Source organism: Paenibacillus sp. 1-8, from assembly GCF_056316205.1.
The window spans coordinates 378,579-401,812 of record NZ_CM149995.1 but is presented as its reverse complement, the minus strand read 5'-3'; the positions used below and the strand labels follow the sequence as shown (position 1 = coordinate 401,812).

Genomic DNA, 23,234 nt, shown 5'->3' with positions numbered 1-23,234 from the left:
AATTTTCACAGGGAGTGGAATGTACATGATTAAGAAATGGTTTAAGAGCAGGGCAGACGTCCCCCTCATCATCATCATGCTGATATCTGCGATTTTGAACGGATACAACATCTGGCAAGACAAATATGTTAACACCTATTACACGACGGCCGTAGCGAGCATGCTACAAAGTTTTCACAACTTCTTCTTCGCATCACTCGATTCGGCAGGGTCGGTAACGGTAGACAAACCGCCTGTGGTGTTCTGGATTCAAACGGTCAGCGCCTACATTTTCGGACTTCACGGCTGGAGCGTTATCCTGCCGCAAGCGCTGGCGCAAGTCGGATCGGTATTGCTCATTTACCTGCTCGTCAAGCCGAGATTCGGTACGATGGCCGCTCGATTGGCTGCCTTCGCAATGGCAATCACGCCGGTAGCAGTAGCCGTAAGCCGCACGAACAACATCGACGCGATGCTGGTTTTCACACTGCTGCTCGCAACATGGTTGCTGTTCAGAGGGATTAGAAACCACAAATGGGGGCCGATCCTCTGGGCTTTTACAGTCGTAGGTATCGCCTTTAACGAAAAAATGCTTCAAGCCTATATGGTTGTTCCCGCTTTGGGACTCTTCTACCTGCTGGCCTCCAAGTTTAACTGGAAGCGAAAAGCGATAACACTGGCAGCATCGGCAGTCGTGCTCATGGCTGTGTCGCTCTCCTGGGCAGTCGTGGTGGACTCCACTCCGGCAGACCAACGCCCTTATATGGGAAGCAGTGGTACGAACTCCGTGCTGAATTTGGCCTTTGGCTATAACGGCCTCTCCCGTCTGACGGGAGACCGAGGAACAGGCGGCGGCGCTGGTGGTGGTCAACGCTCGGAGTGGAGACAAAATGCTTCAACCAACAGCGATACCAATTCGGATCAAGCTCAAAAAGCTACCTCATCGGATAGCACTGCAACAACAGGTGGCAACGCCACGGGGGGTCAAATGCCACCGGGCGGATTCGGCGGTAACGGTCAGGGTGGCCCTGGTGGTGGACCGGGTGGAAATTCCGGTGGCGGCATGTTCGGCACTGGTGAAAAGGGACCTCTACGGTTGTTCCAATCTGCACTGTCAGGCCAAGCCAGTTGGTTGCTTCCATTCGCATTGATTGCTTCGATCGGCCTGCTTGCAGGCATTCGACGTCGTAATATCACGCAAAAACACAAAGAGGCCATCTTCTGGCTGGCCTGGCTGATTCCCGTAGCTGCATTTTTCAGCGTAGCAGGTTTCTTCCATCAGTATTACCTGATTATGCTCGCACCACCGATTGCAGCGCTCTTCGGAGCCGGATTCGTGGAATTGTGGGAGCAATATCGCGAGCGTTCCGGCCGGCTCTCCTGGCTGTTACCCGCAGCGGTACTGGCAACCTCGGTATTTAGCTGGTTCGTCCTGCAAAATTACAACGACACTATCGGCAGTGGCTGGTCCATCGCCGTATTGATCCTCGGCATCATCGGCACGGCGCTACTGGTAGTAGCACGATTGAAATCTGAGAAGTTAACGAGATATGCCATCATTGCAAGCGTACTCGCTATGTTCATCGGCCCTGTGTACTGGACATTGACACCAATCACCTACGGGGGGAACAGCATGATCCCGCAAGCCGGACCGACACAATTTGGCGGCGGCGGTGGTGGCGGAATGCCAGGAGGTAATTTTGGCAACCGAGGCCAGGGTGCAAATGGTCAAGCAAATGGACAACAACCTGAAGGAACTCAAACGAATAACCAATCCAATAATGCAGAGCAATCCAGCTCTGATGGTATTACTTCAAGCACAGGAACAAGCACAGACAGGGAACAGAGATCTTCTACCCGCTCCAGAGGAATGGGTGGACCAAACGGTGGTCAAAGCTTAGACCAAAAAACGTTGAGCTATTTGCAAAAGCATAACACAGGTGAAACCTACCTTTTCGCAGCAAGCAATTATTCAACAGCCGCTCCTTACATGATTGAAGCTGGACAAAAAGTGATTATTATGAACGGCTTTGTATCCTCCGATCCGGTGTATACCGTCGATAAGATCAAGGCACTGGTAGAAAGCGGTCAAGTGAAGTACTTCATGATCTCTGGTGGAGGCGGCGGTGGACCGGAAAGCGATAACTCCGAAGTCACAGCATGGATCAAAGAACATGGCAAAGTGATTCCTACAGATGAATGGAAAACAACAACTGGCGAAACCAGTACCAATGCTGAAGCATCCAACAGCGGAAGCGACACCACGAACAGCAACTCGAACGCTCAGGATGGTCAAGGCGGACCGGGCGGAGACGAACGTGGCGGAAGCGGTACATTATACGAAATCACATTATAAATGAGGAGGAGCTACCAATGAGTGAACAAATCCGTTTTTCCATAGTTATTCCGATGTACAACGAGGAAGCCGTCATTACCGAAACCTATCGGCGGCTAAAACAAGTGATGGGCTCGATGGGCGAGCTCTACGAGCTGATATTCGTAAATGACGGCAGTTCGGACCGCAGCGTCCAGTTAATCAAGGAATTCAGTCTCAGAGACGATACCATTGTATTGATTGATTTCTCCCGTAATTTCGGTCATCAGCTAGCGATTACCGCCGGGATGGATTATGCGGTGGGAGAGGCGGTCGTCGTTATTGACGCCGACCTCCAGGACCCGCCGGAGCTGATCGTAGAGATGGCCAACAAGTGGAAGGAAGGCTATGAGGTAGTCTACGCCAAGCGGTTGAAACGCAATGGCGAAACTCGCTTCAAAAAGTGGTCTGCCAGCCTCTTCTACCGTGTACTGAAAGCATCAACGGATATTAATATCCCGGTAGACACCGGCGATTTCCGCCTGATGGACCGCAAGGTAATAGACGAATTGAAACGGCTGCCGGAAAATAATCGGTTTGTCCGTGGACTCGTTAGCTGGATCGGCTTCAAGCAGACGGCTGTTGAATATGAGCGCGATGAGCGGCTCGCAGGCGAAACCAAGTATCCGCTGAAACGCATGATCAAGCTCAGTCTGGACGGAATCACATCCTTTTCCATTAAACCGCTCAAGCTGGCAGGTTATATCGGCGCACTTCTATCCATGTCCGGCTTCCTGTATCTGATGTACGTATTGTTTCTCAACTTTTTCACCGATTCCTATGTCATGAAGGGCTGGTCTTCCATGATTAGCATCAGCCTGATCTTTGACGGAGTGATCCTGATCATTCTCGGTATTATCGGTGAATATATCGGACGGATTTATGACGAAACCAAAGCCCGCCCGCTCTACATTGTCCGTGAACATCTGGGTGGACAATACGAAAACGGCCCAACACATGCCATGAAGGCCCCTGAACAACGCGAATCCCTGTACATGCAAGGTTCCCGTAACAGCCTGATATCCGCCAGCCGCACCGTACGCGGCAACAGCGCGGCATATACCGGACCTAAATCCGGTCACGGAGCATAACCCATGAAAAGCCGCATGGCCCAGATACTCCCTATGATCCGTTTTGGCATGGTAGGACTGGTGAATACGGGCGTAGATTATATCATTTTCATGCTGCTGGCTTGGGCCGGAGTTCCGATTGTGCTGTCGCAGATCATTTCATATAGCTGCGGCACAGCCAACAGTTACATTTTGAACAGCAAATGGACATTCAATAAACAACCAGCACCCGATACTCACAAACGTCAATTGCCTAAATTTATCGTCGTCAACCTGATTGTATTGGGACTGACCTCCTTATTATTACAAATGCTTCACAGTGGAACCGAGCTGCCGCTTGCCGTATGCAAGCTGATCGCCACCGCAGCCGGAATGATTATCAACTATATCGGGAGCCGATACTGGGTATTCGGTTCCCCATCTCGAAAGGGAAGTGAATCTCCATGAGAAAAATTACAAAAGCCGTTATCCCAGCCGCCGGATTAGAAACTCGTTTTTTACCTGCTACTAAAGCTTTACCTAAAGAGATGCTTCCGATTGTCGACAAACCAGCTATTCAATATATTGTCGAAGAAGCCACCAAATCCGGGATTGAAAGCATCATTATCGTGACTGGACGTAATAAAAAAGCCATCGAGGATCATTTCGACAAGTCCGTGGAATTGGAACAAGTGCTGGAGAGCAAAGGCAAGTATGATCTTCTGCGCGAGGTTCAAAGCATCGGGGGCAAAGCGGTCATTCACTATATCCGCCAAAAAGAACCCCTCGGTTTGGGACATGCGGTACGTTGTGCCCGTCAGTTTATTGGGGATGAGCCATTCGCAGTGTTGCTGGGCGATGATATTATGAATTCCTACACTCCGGCGATTCGCCAAATGATGGATGTCTACGAAGCGACTGGCAAGCAAGTGGTCGGCGTACGCACAGTGGAAGAACAGGATGTAAGTAAATACGGCATTATTGACTCCATCCATCAGAACGGTCTTATTCATGAAGTCGGCGGACTTGTTGAAAAACCATCCCCTGCGGAGGCCCCTTCACGGCAGGCAGTCATTGGGCGGTATGTATTGGAGCCTTCCATTTTCTCGATATTGGAGAACCTGTCCACAGGTGCGGGCGGCGAATATCAACTGACTGACGCCCTTCATCAGGTAGCATGCAGAACCAACTTCTGGCACTAGAACTGGAAGGCACACGTTATGATATCGGTGATAAAGCAGGATACCTGGAAGCCGTACTCCACATGGGTATGCAGCGCGAGGATCTTCGTCCAATGCTTGATTCCATGATGCGCGAGTGGGCACTGGCTTCACGATAAAATAGGCACACAGGGTTGCACCTATTCCCTCTTCCTGTGCATATTCTGATATCTGATCCATGTTGTGGAACCACAAGAGTAGATGGATAAACACATAAACCTGTACAATGTAAAAGTACAGTACCATGGGAATATGCTCGGCTGTCCGCCGAAATCAGGGAGGAAAAAGTCCATATGATACCTGAGGGGAATTTGCAAAGTAATGTAGACCGTTTCAACGGCTTTGCCGATGACTACGACCAACACCGGCCAGAAGCACCGTCGCTCGTTGTCGAGATCATTACCCGCTATCTGGAACGAAAAGTGGAGCTTGTGGCCGATATTGGCTGTGGAACAGGGCTTTCGACTTTCATTTGGAAAGACGCGGCCCGGCAAATTGTCGGCATCGAACCCAACCCGGACATGAGAGGAAAAGCACAGCGCAAGCTGGAGACAGCAGGAGCAACAACGGCAGACACCATCTCCTTCAAAAGCGGATTCTCCAACAACCTGCCCTTTGAGGATGGAACTGTAGACGTCATCACCTGCTCTCAATCCTTTCACTGGATGGACCCCGACAGCACGCTTAGGGAAGCGGGAAGAGTCTTGGCTCAAGACGGGGTATTCGCCGCCTTTGACTGCGATTGGCCTCCGGTGCTGCAATGGGAGATAGACCAAGCTTATGTACAGCTGATCGCCAAAGCAGATGAGATTCTGAATCGGGAAGCACCTGTAGAGCAGCAAGCCCATAAATGGAGCAAGGAACAGCATTTGCCTAATCTACAGCGCAGCGGACAATTCCGATATACTCGGGAGATTGTCTTCCATAACCATGAGCAGTGTGACGCAGCTCGTTATATAGGGCTTGTTCTTAGTCAAGGCGGTATACAAACGCTATTCAAACTCGGCAATCGAGCGCTTGATGAGGATTTGGCCCGCTTTGTGAAGCTCGTAGGAGATCATTTTCAGGACAGAACATTGGATATCCTGTTCAGCTATCGTATGCGGCTTGGCGTCAAATAGAAAGGATTATCGTGACGATATATTCTTCAGCTCAAGCCCAAAAAAGACTCTCCTTCGCCTCGTAAAAACGATTGCGTACAGGAGAGTCTTTTGGCTTCAAAAAAATAGCCACACTCATGTCCCAGCGAATCTTAGTCGCAGTTCCGTGGTATCTTCGGCTTCGGCTTAGGAAGAGCGGACAGCCAATAGAGATGCCAAGCGATCAGGGTAGTCGGTGATAATACCGCTCACCCCCGCCTCCAGCAGCCGCTTCATTTCTTCCGGCTCATTCACTGTCCACGGGTGATAGACTACACCTGCAGCCAGTGCCTCAGATACTCCCTCCGGTGTGACGGAATGCTTGTAAGCATGCAGTGCTGTGACCCCGAATCGACTTGCATACTCCGCCGGGCGAACCATAATCTCGATATACAGCGCCCCCGTCCTAATCTCAGGGGCCAATTGCGCACAGAGCGCCAGGGATTCATGATTGAAGCTGGAGATAATCACCCGCTGTTCTAATCTGAAACGCCGTACAGCGGCGATTACCTCTTCTTCCATACCGGGATAGAGGTAAATGCTATTTTTTAATTCCAGATTAATGATTGCATCCGAAGACTGTGCCAGTTCCAGCAGCTCATCCAGCAGCGGCACACGCTCACCCCGGAATTTCTCATCAAACCAGCCGCCTGCATCTAACCCATTCAGTTCTTCTAGTGTAATATCACGTACATCCAGCGGGGAACCTGTCGTGCGTTCCAGTGATTCATCGTGAATGAGCACCAAATGCCCATCCCGGGTACGCTGCACATCCGTCTCTATGCCGGTTGCCCCCAGCTCCAAAGCGTGGCGGAACGCCGCCATCGTATTTTCAGGGCATACACCCGAAGCACCGCGATGTGCAAAATTAATCACTTTCTCGGTTACAGTCACTACATAACCCCTCCTGTCATTTCACAGGAACATTATACCGCCTCATTGTTTGGGCTGTATAAAATGTTCGTTACTGGTGCGTCTTCTTCTATGCCGTTTGAACAATCTTCCCGATCCAGTCGGTATAAAATGTATTCCCGTTCCGTCGATCAAACGCATCCGCCGCCGACTCTGCCAGTGGTCTGAAATACCCAATGATTTCTGTTAACGTACGCTCCTCTTTGCCCCACTCCAAAGAAGCAGGCAGACGGATCAGCCGATTTTCTCCCGAAGTATCCAGCTTTTGCAGCAGACCCACCATTGCAGCGTAGAAATACATTTGCTCCAGCCCGCTCTCATAGTCCAACGCCATGTGCAAATGACGCTCCACCACTTCGATTCCCTGCACCGGGTCCACAACCGCCAAATACTCGATATGCTCGGCTATCGTTTTCAGAAAATCGCGGTCATCCCGAATCAGACGATATCCTTTACGATGATTTTCCTTCGCCTTGTCCACTTCTCCCTGACGATAAAGTGGCAATAGCACCTGCGAGAGCGTCACATGCGGTACTTCTGCACATTTCATGCGCCCCGACAAAATCGGTTTGGCCACGGCAAGCGCCTGCTCGTCCTCTCCGGTCAAATAATAAAACCGCACGATCTGGCTCTGCTCGCAGGCTTCACAATCACTCATGCTATCCCGCTCAATCGAACGGAAGGTATCGAGATGCTGACGTGCTTCCTCCAGCTTTCCCATATCCATCGCGATACGGAACTTGTAATAATGATATGGGCGCTCATTATACCCGTATTCGGCATAACGTTTGCGCATATCCTCTACAAGATCCTCCACCTGGATTTTCGGTATATTAGGAAAGCTGCACACTTTGCCGAGTATCCATTTATAATTCCACAGCAGCTCATCCGGCTCATACTCCTCCGGGTTTTGATCAAATTGACCCAGTTGCCACGAAAAAGCGATCAGCGCCTTCAACGGATATCCATTAAAAATAGCGCAGTCCACAATCTCTCCACGGACTTCGTAAGCGAGTTCCTTCAACCCGGAAGCATCCGCCAAACGGGCAGCCTCCTCCAAAATCGCCAGCTTTGCCGCCCCTCCGGGTAGATCCTGCGCCTGTTCCATCAAATCATATATCGTATCTTCCATTCGGCTAGCCTCCTGTAATTACGCAATTACGTATTTTGTCCGTTCCCTAATCCCCAATTGATAAAATGCAGTACACTCCGATTCATCAGCCCCAACTCATTGCGATTCATCGGATAATGGCCCATCATAAGTGCGTTCACATACATCATTTCCGTTGCAGCCGTAATCATCTGCGTATCGGTAGCTTCAAAAATACGCGCCACCACCGGATTGTTCAGATTAAAATATAAGGTCGAGTAGCCCGCATTTTGCTGGACCCCCGCTTTCAGACTATCGAGTACATTGGAAAAAAGCGCGGTTGTTTCCTCGACGGTGTTTTCCATCGAGCGCAAGGTTAGCGCATCCTGCGAAATGGTATACAGCACAGGCAAGCTCGCAGGCTCAAAACGCTTCAACTCCGTACGGCAGCGCATCGGTTGCAAAGCAGCATCCATCACACGTAGCACGCTGTAATACTGCTCACGTTCTTCCTGCGTCAGTCCGGTAAACGACATAGATACATCCTCGGGACTAAGCCGCTCGGTTTGCAGAGCAGGGTCGATCCAATGCAGCCTTTCCAAAATTTCCGTATCGTAAATATAGCCGCCATTGATCACCAGCATGGATTGTGCCGCCGCCACATGGGTAATCTGGCGATACTCATCAACCGTCGATGTGTAATGGAGCGGACGCCCGCCCGCCTCGCGGATCAGTTCACTCAGCTCCCGTCGCCCAAATGTGCTTTCAAAGGAAAACCAGCGGTGCATAATTCGCAGAAATTCATCATCCTCCACCGCGAGCGCCTTCATAGACAACTCATGCAAACGAATCCAGTGCTGCAAGCGGTCCGGCTCATACTCCGCCATGCGTAGCAGCTCTTGCCGAATACAGGTTCCCAATTCAGAGCGAACACCGTCAAGCTGCTCATTTTCATAAAAATATTCACGTGATGCCGTCGGCTGCAATTCATCTGTCCAGATCAGACTTTTAATGAAAAAAGCCCACTCCGGCAATACATTTTCCGCTTTGTCCGACACTAGCATATGCTTCAGATACACCCGATGCAGCCGCTTGCTGTTCAGATTAATGCTGCGTGGCAAAATGAACGCAATCCCGCCTGTTCTGCCCGATGCCGTCCGCAGTGGAATAAAATCGCCAAAGCGTTCACCCATCAGGCGATAGCCCAAGTCCAGCACCTCAGCCCGGCGACTGCGCAATTGTTCCGGGTCCTGCATCCAGCTAGTCGATGGAAGATTGACGCGCTTGGTCTCCCCGTCTACAGACAGCATGACCGGATACGGCAGCAACGCCCCATAATAAAATAGAGACTCCTCCACCTGCGCTGGCTCATAATAAAACTCGCTCCCCGGCTTGCAGCGCAAATAAATTTGCGTACCTACGGGCAGTTCCGTCTCCAATCGACGGATCGTATACGTTCCGTCCGGTTTCCCTCTCCATTCCATGGAGACGCCTTCCTTTACCGAGCGGGTTAGCACCACGATTTCGTCGCTCACCATAAAGCAAGACAGCAAGCCAATCCCAAATCGCCCGATAAATGATGTCTCCGAGGTCAGTAAATCCGTCCCCTTCTTCGAAGACTGGCCAATGATCGACAGAAAGCGGTGAATATCCTCTTCCGTCAGTCCAATGCCGTTATCCTGAATCATCAATACCTGTTGTTCCCCGAAACCAGATAACTCCACGATGACTTTACCTTCATAGTCGTTACTCTCAGAAGCTGTATCTTCATGGGCCTTGTCTTTTTTTAATACTTTACTTTCAGCAGCAACCTTCCGCAGCTCCTTGCGAGCCGTAATTGCGTCTGTTGCATTTTGCAGAACCTCACGTATAAACACGCGTGGACTGCTATATAAATGATTGGCCAAAATATCAATCATACCGCCCAGGTTCACTTGAAAACGATGTTGGTCTGTCTGACTCATACAAATCATTCCTTTCTCGAAATGCTACAACCATCACCTGGTTTTAAATAGACTGTCTTTTAAAGTATAACGTGGATTTAAGTTGGATTGCACACTCTGCATTTCAGGTATCAGTACGTTGACAACGATATAATAGGGTCTTTTTTCACCTGGGAAGTCTGAAACTGGGTCTAATTAACTTCATAAAAATGTACGGAGTACGAGCACTTAGTGAATAAGGATCATCTTTGTCTAGTTAAATTTAGTAATAAACATAATATTTATTTAAAATCCATCCTTCTCTTAGAACCCTATATCTATGGAGGGACAAATGGCTCATTTTATACTAAAAGCCCGCATTGCTACTCCTGTATACCCATACAAGAGAGAATGCGGGCTTTTTCAGGTACAGCCGGGGCTGTACCTTTTGCAGAAAAAGGATTAATGAGACTTGGCGAGACGGATTACGTTCCACGAGGCTTTGCCTAAATGAGCTTTGACGATGCCATCGTCGAGCTTGGCATTACCGCCGTTGTGAGGCGTAACCTTTTCTCCTGCCGGGCTGTTGGTCGCTTTGAGATCGTCATGCTCCAGCACCGTATGCTCCACAATGCGATAGCCCTCGAAGCTACGCACATCCATCGTCAGCTCCAGCGACTCGGACAAGTGGCGGTTTACCGCAAAGACAGTCAGAGCGTCTCCCTCTTCATCATAAACCACAGCGCTATCCAGATAAGGAATGTCTGTGAAATCCTTGGAATCGTATTTTTCCGAGTCTACTACCGGCATCAACGATACACCGCGGCCATAACGGGATGCATGCAGATACGGATAGAAAATAGTCTGTTTCCACGCTTTTCCGTTATTTTCAGTCATGATTGGCGCAATAACGTTGACCAATTGGGCAAGGCAAGCCATTTTCACACGGTCAGCATGACGCAGGAACGTAATGAGCATGCTTCCCACCAGCAGCGCATCCTCGAAGTTGTAAATATCCTCAAGCTGCGGCGGCGCCACAGACCACGGATCAATTTTGCTGTCCGCATCGTTGGAGTGGTACCATACATTCCATTCGTCGAAGCTGAGCATCATTTTTTTCTTGCTGCGTTTCTTTGCTTTGATATAGTCACAGGTCGAAATAACCGTATGAATAAAATGATCCATATCCATGGAACGTGCCAAATAATTGGCCGTATCATTGTCGTGGTTGCCATAGTATTGATGCAGAGAAATATAGTCGGCTACCTCATAGGTATGATCCAGCGTCGTCGCTTCCCATTCAGGGAACGTCGGCATTGTCGAACTGGAACTGCCGCAGGTTACAAGCTCAATGTCAGGGTCAATCAACTTCATCGCTTTTGCGGACTCTACCGCGAGACGACCATACTCTTCCGCTGTCTTGTGTCCGATCTGCCACGGGCCATCCATTTCGTTGCCGAGACACCAGGTTTTAATCTTGTGCGGTTGCTCTACACCGTGACTGCGACGCAGATCACTCCAGTAGGAGCCGCCCGGATGGTTGCAATATTCCACCAGATTACGTGCCGCATCAATACCGCGTGTACCCAGGTTAACCGCCATCATGACCTCTGAGCCGATATCTTTTGCCCATTTGAAAAATTCGTTCGTACCCACTTCATTCGGCTCGACCGTTCTCCACGCCAGCTCTAGCTGTCTAGGTCTGGACGCGACAGGGCCAACTCCGTCTTCCCAATTGTAACCGGACACAAAGTTACCTCCCGGATAGCGTATAATAGGAACGTCAAGCTGCTTCACCAGCTCTTTTACATCATTACGGAAACCGCTTTCATCACTGGTTGAATGAGTAGGTTCATAAATACCGCCATATACGGCACGCCCCAGATGCTCTACAAAAGAACCATAAATGCGTTTATCGACTTCAGCAATACGGAAAGACTTGTCTACGATCATCTTTGCTTTTATAGCTGCTGCCACCTAAACCATCCTCCCTGAATACGAAAATGTTGTCTGCTTCATATAAGGATTACGAAATCGTGGTTGTTCACAATCCGACTATACCATAAAAAAAGAATTATAGTCAATAATAATATTAAATACTTAATATAAATATTAATCACAGAACGGTGAATCCCCCTTTTTTTAGAAACCAATCCTTTTTCGATGACCCGGAAGGGGGGAAACGCTTGTTTTTCACCACATGCCTGATTGAGCGGGATATAAACGTTTTTGTTTACGTTGTTCCTCCAGTACATGCATCATCCGTTGTTGAACGCTTCTGGTCTGCTGCGTTGCAAATGCGGGATGAGCAAGGTTACATGTTTCCAAAGGGTCGTAATTACAGTCTCGACATGATTGGGCTGAATAACCGATGGATATGCCTCTCCCAGTACATTGATCTGCCGCTGTCCTCGGGTCACATCATCGTCGGTCATAAAATAAACGGGCTGGTCAGCTATCTCCCCGTGGTTCTGTCCGCGAATAACAGGGGTAAGATCACGTCCGACCAAGGGACGGGCTTCGCTGAAGCTGTTTTGCAGGCGGCTCTGGATCGCAGTAATATCAACATTCGCTAGTCCAAGCATGGTAGGCAGGAGATCCACGTGGTTTGTCAGGGTATGTTCGCTTTTATATTGAGGAAACAGATGTTTGTTATGGATAACTAAAGGTACATGCACAATCTCTTCGTAGGAACAGTAAAATTTTTGATGAAGATTGCCGGGGGCGCCTAGCAGGTCTCCATGATCAGATGTAAAAATCACAATGGTATTATCGTAAAAGGAAGAACGAGTCAGTGCTTCAAATACCTTCAGCATCTGACGGTCTGCATTTTTTTGCAACTGGTAGTACAGCTTGCGGTAAAAGGGCTGATCAATAATGGGCTGGAGCGCTCTAGGGTAAATATCTCGAAAGCTTGCCTGACAGCGCGGCTTTGTAGCCAGCCATTCGTTAATTGTCGGAGGGGGAGTGATATCTGGCATCGGTTCCACCTCAAATCGAAACATGGGCAACCGCGCAGTAATAGCACCATATAAAACAATATCATGCGGATTCACAAATGAAGCTACGACTAACCAGGGCTTTGCTCGGTTGTCATGTTCCTTCCGGCGGTCAAGCGCTTCGATCAGATCAACGGTTTCCGCAGCATATACCTCGTCTCTCCCACTTAAACCAAAAGCGGCAGAGGAAGCGGAATTTCGCGGATTTTTCCCATGAGGCTCCGGACCGATCCACCCGGAAAAGCCGAAGTTGTCCAAGCGGTCAGCTCGATCATATATGTCTTCCCGTCTTCTGTCGGGTACACCCGTCAGAGGATGATAGCTAGGGAGGGCTTTGTGCGTGCCTGGGATGATAATATCCTCATCGGATATATGCCATTTTCCTTTATAATAAGTTTGGTATCCGGCTGCGCGAAAATAATCTCCCATCGTAGGCACTGTGTTTCTATCCAGCCAGAACATATCGGAGTCGAATGCTCCCTTGGCCACCCCATCTGTCTGAGTGACACCATGGAGTGACGGGTAATGGCCGGTAAACAAGGTTGTCCTGCCGGGGCTACATGCAGCACTTCCAATATAATGCCTGTGAAACTCCAGCCCGTGAGACCTCAAGAGTCCTTGCGTAACCAGATTTTGTCTGCTCCATTCTTTGATTTCCGGGTTTTCATAAACCGCAGGATACCGTTCCTCATCCACAAGGAGTATCAGAAAATTAGGTTTTTCAAAGGGGCGGGGTGAAAAAAATGAGATATCGTTCATTTATACACATCCTAGGTTGGTTTTTACCCTAAGATTATGTTGTGAAGCCCAAAAACAGTATCATTCGGAAAAGAAGTTCAGACATTCTGATATCTTAAAAAAGATGATATAATTAATACTAAACGGGAGCTGGTCATCATGGAGTTGCTTGATCCGCGAGTAGACTTTGTGTTTAAAAGGATTTTCGGTAGTGAGAATAATAAAGACGTTTTGCTGGCATTTCTCAATCGTATATTCATGGAAGCTGGAGAAGCTCAATTAACCGAAATTATTTTAATGAATCCCTATACGGATAAGGACGATCCGCTCGACAAGCAGTCTATTTTTGATGTCTATGCCAAGACCGCAGAGGGCAAACTAATTGATATCGAAATGCAGCTTTTCAACAAATATGATATTGAGAAGCGAACGTTATTCTATTGGAGTAAACGGTATGCAGGGCAACTTCATGAGGGCGAAAAATATCAGGAATTAAAGAAATGTGTGACCATTAACATCTTGAACTATTCTTTCTTATCTAACGATGAATATCACAATGTATTCCATTTACGTGAGGACCGCACAGGGATATCACTTATTGATGATATTGAAGTACACTTTTTGGAACTGCTGAAGCTGGATGAGCAAACCGCATCCTTCGAAGAAGGAGGGCTTGTCAACTGGCTGTTGTTTCTCAAAGGCGCAGATCCATCCAAATGGGAGGTTTTAAAAATGAACGAGCCAGGACTGGAAAAAGCCATGGACACACTGCAATTCTTAAGTCAGGATTCAGAAGCAAGACGTCTGTATGAAGCTCGGCAGAAATACCTGCACGATGAAGCTTCCATGCTCGATAGAGCAGAGTCTGTCGGTATGGCGAAAGGTTTGGAGAAAGGTTTGGAGAAAGGTAAAGAAGAGGGCAAACAGGCCGTAGCCAAAAACATGCTTTCCATGGGTCTGGACATAGCTACCATTGCAAAGGCTACCGGATTAACTGAACAAGAAATTAAAACGATTCAAGTATAAATTTTTTTTCCATACACTTAAAATGTACTCTACGAAGAGCACCATTAAAACGGTGCTCTTTTTGTTCACCTTTCATTAAATATTGGCATTATTATTAACATATTAGAGAATTAGTATCTGTGAAGTTATGCATTAAGTAATTTAGGAACCTTTGTCGAATGAAAAAAAGAAGCAGGAAAAAGGTTATGAATAGCGAATCAAAACTGAGGACAAGAAAATTTTGAATAAACATGAAGGAAGGGATCTTTATTTGAAGCGCTATTGTAATAAATTAGAAATCTCTGATGAAGTTATAATAGCTTACTCCAAACATATAGAAAAAATCGCCCATACATTCATTAAACAAAGCAGGAATCGAAAAGAACTAAAAAATGATTTAGTCCAACAAGGATACCTTGGACTACTAGAAGCTCGTAAGAGGTACGATGCTAGTATAAATACGTATGGCTTTTGGCCATATGCCAGCAAATTTGTATATGGAAAAATGAAGGATTTCACAATACATTATACTAATCAGATACGTCCAAGTAAAAGTTTAAACTCTATAACGCTTAAAATATATAGGAATAATTTGATCACTCACTCTCCTGAATATATAGCTGATTTTTTAGAATGCACAATTGGTATGGCAAAACATGCAATTGATTTCATTAATCTTCGTAATATTAAATCCCTATATCAACCACTACCTTCCCCAGAACCTTCAGATAACTCAGAACTGATTGACTCCATACAAATAAACGAAGATCCTGATACTATATTCCAAATTGAAGTGATGAATTCTTTGTCTTCTTTAGAACAAAGTATCGCACTAATGTTAATAGATGGATACAGTGTCATTGATGTTTTAAGGCATTACAAAATGTCAAAACGTAGTTTAAAAGAAATACTAAAGAAGATATTGAGTAGTTGCGGACGCGATTGTACAACTAAAGGGCATGGAAATGAGGGATGGTTAATGGAATTGGATAGATTGGATTTAGAACCTAATGAATTTGAAAATTCAACAAGAGCGAAGCTTGAGTTGGTTCATATAGATCGTGTATTACCTAACCCCAAAAATCCCAGAAAGGACCCCGCTATTAATACAAAACAAATGCAAGAAATTATAAAAACTAATGGCTGGGAAGAACCCATCACTTGTTACCAATCTGGTCACAACTATATTATTTTATCAGGTCACCGTAGATGGTATGCTGCAAAACAGATAGGGGAAACAATGATTCCTTTATATATCGTGGAAGCTCCAAAAAGCGACTCAGAAGAACTAGATCGTATAGGATCAGTGCAAGGAGGGCAAGTTGAATGGAGTCAATATGAATTAGTTAAATACACCTATGATAGATGGATTTCATCGGGGAAGAAGCCTATTAATATTCTCTGTAAAGAACTTAGGATTACTGAAGGATTAGCAAAATCGCAAATTCGTGTATATCAATATTATCCCCAGGGCGAGATTGAAGAAAAGCTTACAAATCGTATGTATTCCTTAACAATGCTGGACTATATACTTACGTGGATTAAACGATTAAAGAAATACCATCCTGATATTGTGGATTCTTTGGGGGAACATTACATTAGACGATTGATGTTAAAAAAATACGAGAACCGTTGCTTTAACAGCCAATTAACACATGATAGAACGTTTGTTGTACACGCTTCCTCACAAGCCATTACTGAGTTCCTGACAGATGCAAATAAAAAACTTTATGATTGCCAGATTGAACTAGCTTATATAAATGCAGAGAACTGCAATCCCACTCAGATTATTTCTGATATACAAGCTATCCAAGTTGAAGTAAAAGTTGATGCTGTAGAACTATTACACGAACTGGAAAAATTGATGATTCGTATTGAAGAAAAGAAGATGTATTTAGATAACAATTATAAGTTAGTGAGGTAAATATTATGGATAACATAAAAATGATTTGGGCTAAAATTAACGATGTTGTACCAAACCCTAGAAACCCTAGGAGAGACCTCTCTGTAAAGTCAGAAGAAATGCAACAAATCATTAAAAATAAAGGTTGGGAAACGGGAATTACATGTTACGAGAAAGATTCCAAATATATAATTCTTTCTGGACACCGAAGATGGTTCTCTGCAAAAAAACTTCACATAAAAGAATTGCCTGTTATTTTGGTAAGAGCGCCTGCATCTGTAGATGAGGAATTGAAACGTTTAGGTAGTGTCCAAGGCGGTAAAGATGATTGGAGTACCTATGAGTGGGCTAAATACGCATATGAAATGTGGATAGTTTGGAAAAATTGCTCATTTAAAGAATTATCCCAAAAAATGAGAAGAAGAAGCAGATGGGTTGCGGAAAGAGTAAAGGTATTTCAATATTACCCCCACGATGAAATACAAGAGAGTTTCGTCGACGGAACTTTTAGTTTAACTGCATTGTATCATTTGATCGGATGGTTGGAAAAGTTAGAACATTATAAATCTGAGATTGTGGAGTCCTTTTCAAAAGATTTAATTAGAACAACCATGCTAAAAAAAATCGAAAATAAATTAGTTAAAGTCTCGGATTTGAAAAACGAATCATTCATTCGAACATCTAGTAATGAACAACTGAAAACCTTCTTACTAGATCCTAAAATGAAACTATCAGGAGTCCTCTCCGAAGTAGAAGGGAATAACACCCGATCCAAAAAGAAAGAACTAGAATTGCACCAACGTCACATTAAAGACACAATAATATACTTGAACAATTTGAATATAGAAAACATAGAAGATCGTAAGAAATCATTAATGAATATTGATAATATTAGAAATGAAGTTTTGAAAAAACAGCTTGAATTAAAAACCTTTATAGAAGCTAACTAAAGAAATCATATTATCACTCCCTTTTCTACCATTATTTTCTTTTATCATTTAACTTCATTTATATTACCAAACTTCTGGGCTCTACTAAAATGTTTCTTCTTTGACTATCCTAATCATGTTTCTTTCGATTGAATAACCCCTAGCATAAATTCATGAGTTAAAACGGCGGAGTTCCTCGGTATTAAACCAAGAAACTCCGCCGTTGCTATGTGTAGCCTATAACCCGCTACATCACTACTTAATACCCGAAATCGTATAATTTTCGATAATATACTTTTGGAAAACAATGAATATGATCATGATCGGTACGACCATGAAGGTCGAGCCTGCCATTTGAAGCGCGAATTGGCTCGCATTCTGGCCCTTGAGTAGCGACAGTCCGACGGATAACGTATACAGCTTCTCATCGTTTGCAATAATGAGCGGCCACAGGAAGCTGTTCCAACCGCCGATAAAGGTCAGAATGGCCTGTACTGCCAAAACCGGTGTTGAGATCGGCAATACGATTTGCAGGAAAGTACGAAACTCTCCTGCTCCATCAAGACGTGTCGCCTCCAGCAGCTCTTCCGGAATATCGGACATGAACTGCCGAAACAGGAAAATGGCGAAGGCTCCAACCAAGCCAGGAAGTACAATCCCCATCATGGTATTAGTCAATCCCATTTGATTCAAAATTAGATACACGGGAATCATCGTTACCTGTCCTGGAATCATCATCGTGGCCAGCACCAGATAGAACAGGAACCCTTTGCCCTTAAACTTGAACTTGGCAAATCCATAGCCTGCCATCGCATTCAGGAACAAACCGAAAAAGGAAGTCAAAACGATGACCAGGGTATTAGCCAAGTACGTACCAAAAGCCATGCTATCGAACAGTGCTTTAAAATTGTCCAGTGTGAAATGCTGCGGCCAGAGGGTTGGAGGAATTTGCATGACCTCTACCTCGGTCTTAAAGGAGGATAAAATCATCCACGCAAAAGGCAGCACCATCAACAGACCTCCTACGGTTAGGAGAATCGCCACGAACCACTGAAATGTTTTTTCACCGTTGCGCGAATTGGCGCGGACTTGCTGAACAGCTGTTTTCACGTTCATCACCTCTCTCTATCAGGACTCCGCTTTATTCTGCAAACGGAACTGAATCAGCGTCACCGCGATGATCGCGAAGAACAGAATGAATGATCCCGCTGCGGCATAACCGAATTTACTAAATTGGAAGCCGTTATTATAAATGAACAGGGATGCCGACAACGTGCCGTCGAGCGGCTGCCCTTTGGTCATCACGAACGGTTCCTCGAAAAATTGCAGCCAGCCAATCATCGTCGTGATGGATACGAAGAAAATAGCGTACCGGAGCTGCGGAAGTGTAATATAACGAATTTGTTGCCATGTGTTGGCCCCGTCAAGCTGAGCCGCTTCATAGTAAGAGCCTGGAATCCCTTTAATGGCAGCAATAAAAATGATCATGTTCAAGCCTATGCCCCGCCATACCGCCAGCACAATCAACGATATTTTCGCAATCGTAGGATCGGTCAGCCATGGAACGGGACCCAGATTCATCAAACCGAGTACATAGTTGAATAACCCGAGCGTCGGATTGTACAGATAGCTCCAAACGACTGCAACTGCGACCACGTTCGTTACAGACGGCAGATAGAACACGACGCGAAATACTTTGAAAGCACGTGATTTTCCCATATTAATGAGAATCGCGATACTAAGTGAAAAGAGCAGCACCAGCGGAACACCGATGATGACGAAGAACAGGGTATTCCCAATGGATTTTAGAAAGGACGGGTCTACCAGCACGTTCTTGTAATTTTCCAGCCCTATAAACTGAATGCTATGATAATTAACCAGTCCCGACAGATCCATATCCGTGAAGCTGATTACGAGTGCCAGTATAATCGGCAGCAGCGAAAACAGCGTCAGCAGGATGATGGAGGGACCGATAAACAAGTATGGCGCAAGCTTCTGCGAGCTCCCTTTCATGCCTTCACTCCCTTTGACAAAGACGGATATGGATCATTATTTCTTCATAATACTTGCAGCCTGTTGGTTAAAGCTGTCCAATTCCTTTTGTACGTCGGCTTGACCACGGTAAATGCGCTCGAAGCTCTTGATGAATTGCTGAGAAACCTCTTCCCATGCTGCCAGTTGCGGTAATGATGCAGAGTGCTCGAGCTGTTTGCGAATCGTTTGAAGCATTGGATCACTCTTCAGCTTGGCATCGTCCCATGGCTTGGTAGCAGCAGGCAAGGTACTGGATAATTCCGTCCATTTCAGCTGCGTTTCCGGTTTACTCATGAAAGCCAGGAATTTGGCCGATTCCTCTGGGTGCTTGCTAAACTGCATAATCGAAAGGTTCGACCCTCCCAAAACAGACAGGTTGTTTACTTTGCCAGGAACCTCAGCTATATTCCATTTTCCATCCAGCTCAGGTGCTTTGCTCTTGATTTCTCTAATCATATAAGGACCGCTGATAAACATAGGAACGATACCATCACCTTGCAATCCCTGAACGGAATCTATCCCAAGATCGAGGGCATTGGAGCCATTTTGGAAAAAGGTGTTCAAATACTTCACAGCTTCTACAAACGGTGGCTGGTTGAACAGTGGATTGCCCTGCTCATCGACCAGCTTGGAGCCGTTCTGAAGAGCAAACATAAAGCCCAGAGACTGTTCTTTGGTATTAATGGCAATTCCGTATTTCCCTTTGCCACGAGCTGCCAGCTTTTGAGCAGCGTCGGAAAGCTCCTCCCACGTTTTAGGTGCTTCATTATATCCGACCTGCTTCAATAGATCTGAACGGTAGAACAAAATTTTCGTTTCAGTATACCAAGGAACACCTACAGGTTTCCCCTCAAATTTCGCCGTATCCACAGCACCCTTGAAGAAATTATCCGGTGCCAGCTCAGAATGCTTGCTGACATAAGGAGTAATATCCATCAACGCACCCGCAGCTGCAAGCTCCGGTACCCATGACGTGCCCAACTGAACTACATCCGGGCCAGATTTGGAGGCAACTGCTGTTAACAGCTTATCGTGAGCGTTATCCCAAGGCAGCGCCTGCACATCGACATGAATATCGGGATTTTCCTTCTCAAAGTCCTTTACAATCTCAGGCAGCAGCTTTCCTTCCGCCCCCATGCCCCATAGTGTAATCGTCGTTTTGCCATTCGCATCCTTACCGGATGATTCGTCCTTGGATGAACAGCCTGCCAACGCGCCCCCCAGTAATAAGGTGCTTGCCAAAATGATCCCTAACGTTCTTTTCATCATAGAAATTCCTCCCGAGATGACCGGCTTACCGATCATGCAAATATGATAGCGGATCCAATTACACACATTAAAGCATACAGTGTTTAAAGCCAATTAAAGCCTGCCGTTATAGAAAATATGTGGAAGAATAAGGACCATACTCATCAATAGAAACGTTTCGATAGTCATTATAAAACAAATTGAAACCGTATTCAATAGGGATATTATTTTTTATTCGTCCAGAATCATGCCTCATTTTCTTTCATTTCATCTATAAATCGTTGTTTTTCAGGTAAAATAACCCCCCATTTCGATTTGACTCTCTATTTGAAAGCGTATATAATCCAACTGAGTTCAACAATAGAAACGTTTCGATTAATAATACAACAGGATATTAAGCTTCTATGTAAAGTATTAGCCTGTTCGTCGCTTCTTTGAATCAGTCTCAACAAAAAATCTCATGGATCTGAAAAAGAAAGCTGCTATCAAAGCAGCCTACGGAGGATTATAATGGAACAACAACTGAATTCCTACCTGCAAAATATGACACTTGAAGAAAAAGTCGATCAACTGCTCCAACTCGTGGGAGCCTTTTTTGAAGATGCAGAAACGGACGGCCAAATTACCGGACCGATGGCATCTCTAGGGATCACAGAAGAAACGGTCCGTAACGTCGGATCGGTGCTAGGCATCGCAGGAGCCGAGGAAGCTATCCGTGTTCAACAAGCACATCTGAGCAAAAACCGTCTGGGCATTCCGCTTCTCATTATGGCAGACATTGTACACGGCTTCAAAACCATTTTTCCCATACCGCTGGCTATTGGCTGTTCATGGAATGTGCAGCTCGCAGAAGAGAGCGCTACCATTGCTGCCAAAGAAGCTTCTGTGTCCGGTGTTCATGTCACCTTTGCCCCGATGGTGGACCTGGTGCGTGACCCGCGCTGGGGCCGTGTAATGGAATCTACAGGGGAAGACCCTTACCTCAACAGTGTATTTGCCCGTGCTTTCGTACGCGGCTTTCAAGGCAAAGACCTGACGAACGATACGGACCGGGTGGCGGCGTGCGTGAAGCATTTTGCCGCATATGGCGCAGGCGAAGGCGGAAGGGATTACAATACCGTCGATCTGTCTGCATGGCAGTTGCGCGAGTATTATCTCCCCTCCTACAAAGCTGCGCTAGATGAAGGCTGCGAAATGGTAATGACCTCCTTCAACACCGTAGAGGGTGTAGCTGCGACGGGCAACAAGCGCCTGATGCGCGATTTGCTTCGCGACGAGTGGGGCTTTGACGGTGTGCTCATCTCGGATTGGGCCGCTATCAAGGAGCTTATTCCCCACGGCATTGCCGAGGATGAGCGCGAGGCAGCACAGAAGGCACTGCTGGCAGGCGTAGACATTGAAATGATGACCTCCTGCTATAACGGGCATCTGCCTGAGCTGGTTCGCAGCGGGCAGCTGGATGAAGCGCTCGTCGATGAAGCGGTCATGCGCATATTGAAGCTTAAGCAAAAGCTGGGCTTGTTCGACAATCCGCTGCGCGGTGCAGACCCTGAGCGGGAACGTGAAATCGTGTTCTGCGAAGCTCACCGGGCGGTTGCCAAGGAATTGGCGATCAAATCATGCGTGCTGCTCAAAAACGATTCCGTTCTTCCATTGAATCGCAGTCAGCATATCGCGCTGATCGGGCCTTTTGCAGAGATCGGTGATATTCTTGGCTCCTGGTCGTGGAGCGGTTCGCAAGAAGAGGCTATTCAAGTCATTGACGGATTCAAATCGAAAATATCCTCCTCGCTGCTCTCAGTAGCGACTGGATGCTCTATAGATGAAATATCCGAAGAACAATATGCAGAAGCGCTGCAAGCTGCCAGCCAGGCAGAGGTCATCGTACTGGCGCTCGGCGAGCGTTCGGATATGAGTGGCGAAGCGGGTAGCCGCTCGGATATTCGCCTGCCACAAGCCCAACTGGAGCTGGTGAAACGCCTGAAGACACTGAACAAGCCTATGGTAGCCGTGCTGTTCAATGGTCGTCCACTGGATCTGCATGGTGTCATTGAAGAAGCAGACGCCGTACTGGAAGCCTGGTTCCCCGGCGGTGAAGGCGGCGCGGCTATTGCCGATCTTCTGTACGGCGATGCCGAACCAACGGGTCGTCTGACGATGTCCTTCCCGCAATCGGTGGGGCAGGTGCCTGTGTACTACAATCACTTTAATACAGGACGTCCACAGTTGGACCCGAATACAAAGGAACGCTACGTGTCCCAGTACCTTGACGTACCGAACGAACCTTTATTCCCGTTTGGCTATGGCTTGAGCTATACAAAAGTAGCCTATGATAGCGTACAGCTTTCCAGCGACACCCTCACTCCCGGTCAAGCACTGACCGTGAAGGTACGGGTAACGAACACAGGAACACGTCCTGTCGAGGAAACGGTTCAGTTCTATGTCCGTGATATCAGCGGAGATACGGTTCGCCCGATGAAAGAGCTGAAAGATTTCCGCAAGGTTCTTCTTGCCCCGGGCGAAAGCCGGGAAGTGGAATTTGCATTGACCGAGCCTCAGTTGCGCTATCACCATGCAGACCTGAGCTTTGATAGTGACAGCGGTGAATTCGCCGTCTTTACAGGACCTAACAGCCGAGATACTACCGAAGGACGTTTTCGTTTAGTGAAAGAAACAGGAAAGTGAGGCGTAAC

General features: G+C 46.7%; 15 protein-coding genes and 2 pseudogenes. 9 read left to right on the top strand and 8 right to left on the bottom strand.

The window, feature by feature from the left end:
* Nucleotides 1-25: 25 nt before the first annotated feature.
* The 5 genes and pseudogenes from AC0WRU_RS01780 to AC0WRU_RS01760 all read left to right on the top strand — a co-directional run bounded on the left by AC0WRU_RS01780 (nt 26) and on the right by AC0WRU_RS01760 (nt 5,743).
* Nucleotides 26-2,335 (top strand): glycosyltransferase family 39 protein, encoded by a 2,310-nt coding sequence (locus tag AC0WRU_RS01780; RefSeq protein WP_476126987.1) that lies wholly within the window; start codon nt 26-28, stop codon nt 2,333-2,335.
* A gap of 17 nt (nt 2,336-2,352) precedes the next feature.
* A complete protein-coding gene (locus AC0WRU_RS01775; protein WP_476126986.1) occupies nt 2,353-3,444 on the top strand; it encodes a glycosyltransferase family 2 protein in 1,092 nt (363 codons plus the stop codon).
* 3 nt (nt 3,445-3,447) lie between these two features.
* The gene (locus tag AC0WRU_RS01770) at nt 3,448-3,870 is read left to right on the top strand and encodes a GtrA family protein (protein ID WP_476126985.1); all 423 of its coding nucleotides are present in this window, start codon (nt 3,448-3,450) and stop codon (nt 3,868-3,870) included.
* A pseudogene (gene galU, locus AC0WRU_RS01765) lies at nt 3,867-4,741 on the top strand (UTP--glucose-1-phosphate uridylyltransferase GalU). Before AC0WRU_RS01770 ends, galU begins: the two are co-directional and overlap by 4 nt.
* 174 nt (nt 4,742-4,915) lie before the next feature.
* Nucleotides 4,916-5,743, top strand: coding sequence for a class I SAM-dependent methyltransferase (locus AC0WRU_RS01760; protein ID WP_476126984.1), 828 nt, complete (start codon nt 4,916-4,918; stop codon nt 5,741-5,743).
* Nucleotides 5,744-5,908: 165 nt separating this feature from the next.
* Here the strand turns inward: AC0WRU_RS01760 and AC0WRU_RS01755 are convergent, their stop codons facing one another.
* From AC0WRU_RS01755 to AC0WRU_RS01735, 5 genes and pseudogenes are all read right to left on the bottom strand, one after another.
* Nucleotides 5,909-6,655: a glycerophosphodiester phosphodiesterase gene (locus AC0WRU_RS01755; protein WP_476126983.1), complete on the bottom strand. Its 747-nt coding sequence runs from the start codon at nt 6,653-6,655 to the stop codon at nt 5,909-5,911.
* A gap of 88 nt (nt 6,656-6,743) precedes the next feature.
* Complete coding sequence (locus tag AC0WRU_RS01750; RefSeq protein ID WP_476126982.1) at nt 6,744-7,805, bottom strand: hypothetical protein; 1,062 nt, start codon at nt 7,803-7,805, stop codon at nt 6,744-6,746.
* 26 nt (nt 7,806-7,831) lie between these two features.
* Nucleotides 7,832-9,727, bottom strand: a complete 1,896-nt coding sequence (locus AC0WRU_RS01745) for an HSP90 family protein (protein ID WP_476126981.1) — start codon at nt 9,725-9,727, stop codon at nt 7,832-7,834.
* A 420-nt stretch (nt 9,728-10,147) separates the two neighbouring features.
* Nucleotides 10,148-11,662, bottom strand: a complete 1,515-nt coding sequence (gene arfA, locus AC0WRU_RS01740) for an arabinosylfuranosidase ArfA (RefSeq protein ID WP_476126980.1) — start codon at nt 11,660-11,662, stop codon at nt 10,148-10,150.
* A 216-nt stretch (nt 11,663-11,878) separates the two neighbouring features.
* Nucleotides 11,879-13,443: pseudogene (locus AC0WRU_RS01735) on the bottom strand (sulfatase family protein).
* Nucleotides 13,444-13,578: 135 nt separating this feature from the next.
* On the opposite strand from AC0WRU_RS01735, the gene AC0WRU_RS01730 reads away from it, so the two are divergent.
* The 3 genes from AC0WRU_RS01730 (at nt 13,579) to AC0WRU_RS01720 (ending at nt 17,280) form a co-directional block, all read left to right on the top strand.
* Complete coding sequence (locus tag AC0WRU_RS01730; protein ID WP_476128534.1) at nt 13,579-14,448, top strand: Rpn family recombination-promoting nuclease/putative transposase; 870 nt, start codon at nt 13,579-13,581, stop codon at nt 14,446-14,448.
* Nucleotides 14,449-14,668: 220 nt separating this feature from the next.
* Entirely contained in the window at nt 14,669-16,351 is a 1,683-nt protein-coding gene (locus tag AC0WRU_RS01725; protein ID WP_476126979.1) for a ParB N-terminal domain-containing protein, read from the top strand.
* A 5-nt stretch (nt 16,352-16,356) separates the two neighbouring features.
* Nucleotides 16,357-17,280 (top strand): ParB/RepB/Spo0J family partition protein, encoded by a 924-nt coding sequence (locus AC0WRU_RS01720; RefSeq protein ID WP_476126978.1) that lies wholly within the window; start codon nt 16,357-16,359, stop codon nt 17,278-17,280.
* Between the two features lie 234 nt (nt 17,281-17,514).
* On the opposite strand, the gene AC0WRU_RS01715 is transcribed toward AC0WRU_RS01720, so the two are convergent.
* From AC0WRU_RS01715 to AC0WRU_RS01705, 3 genes are read right to left on the bottom strand one after another with little or no spacing between them, the layout of a single operon-like run.
* The gene (locus tag AC0WRU_RS01715) at nt 17,515-18,375 is read right to left on the bottom strand and encodes a carbohydrate ABC transporter permease (protein ID WP_476126977.1); all 861 of its coding nucleotides are present in this window, start codon (nt 18,373-18,375) and stop codon (nt 17,515-17,517) included.
* A 12-nt stretch (nt 18,376-18,387) separates the two neighbouring features.
* Complete coding sequence (locus AC0WRU_RS01710; protein ID WP_025684426.1) at nt 18,388-19,272, bottom strand: carbohydrate ABC transporter permease; 885 nt, start codon at nt 19,270-19,272, stop codon at nt 18,388-18,390.
* Between the two features lie 36 nt (nt 19,273-19,308).
* Nucleotides 19,309-20,562, bottom strand: a complete 1,254-nt coding sequence (locus AC0WRU_RS01705) for an extracellular solute-binding protein (protein ID WP_476126976.1) — start codon at nt 20,560-20,562, stop codon at nt 19,309-19,311.
* A gap of 489 nt (nt 20,563-21,051) precedes the next feature.
* Between AC0WRU_RS01705 and bglX the strand changes: the two genes are divergently transcribed.
* On the top strand, nt 21,052-23,226 hold the full coding sequence (gene bglX, locus AC0WRU_RS01700) for a beta-glucosidase BglX (protein ID WP_476126975.1): 2,175 nt from the start codon (nt 21,052-21,054) through the stop codon (nt 23,224-23,226).
* The last annotated feature ends 8 nt before the right edge of the window (nt 23,227-23,234 follow it).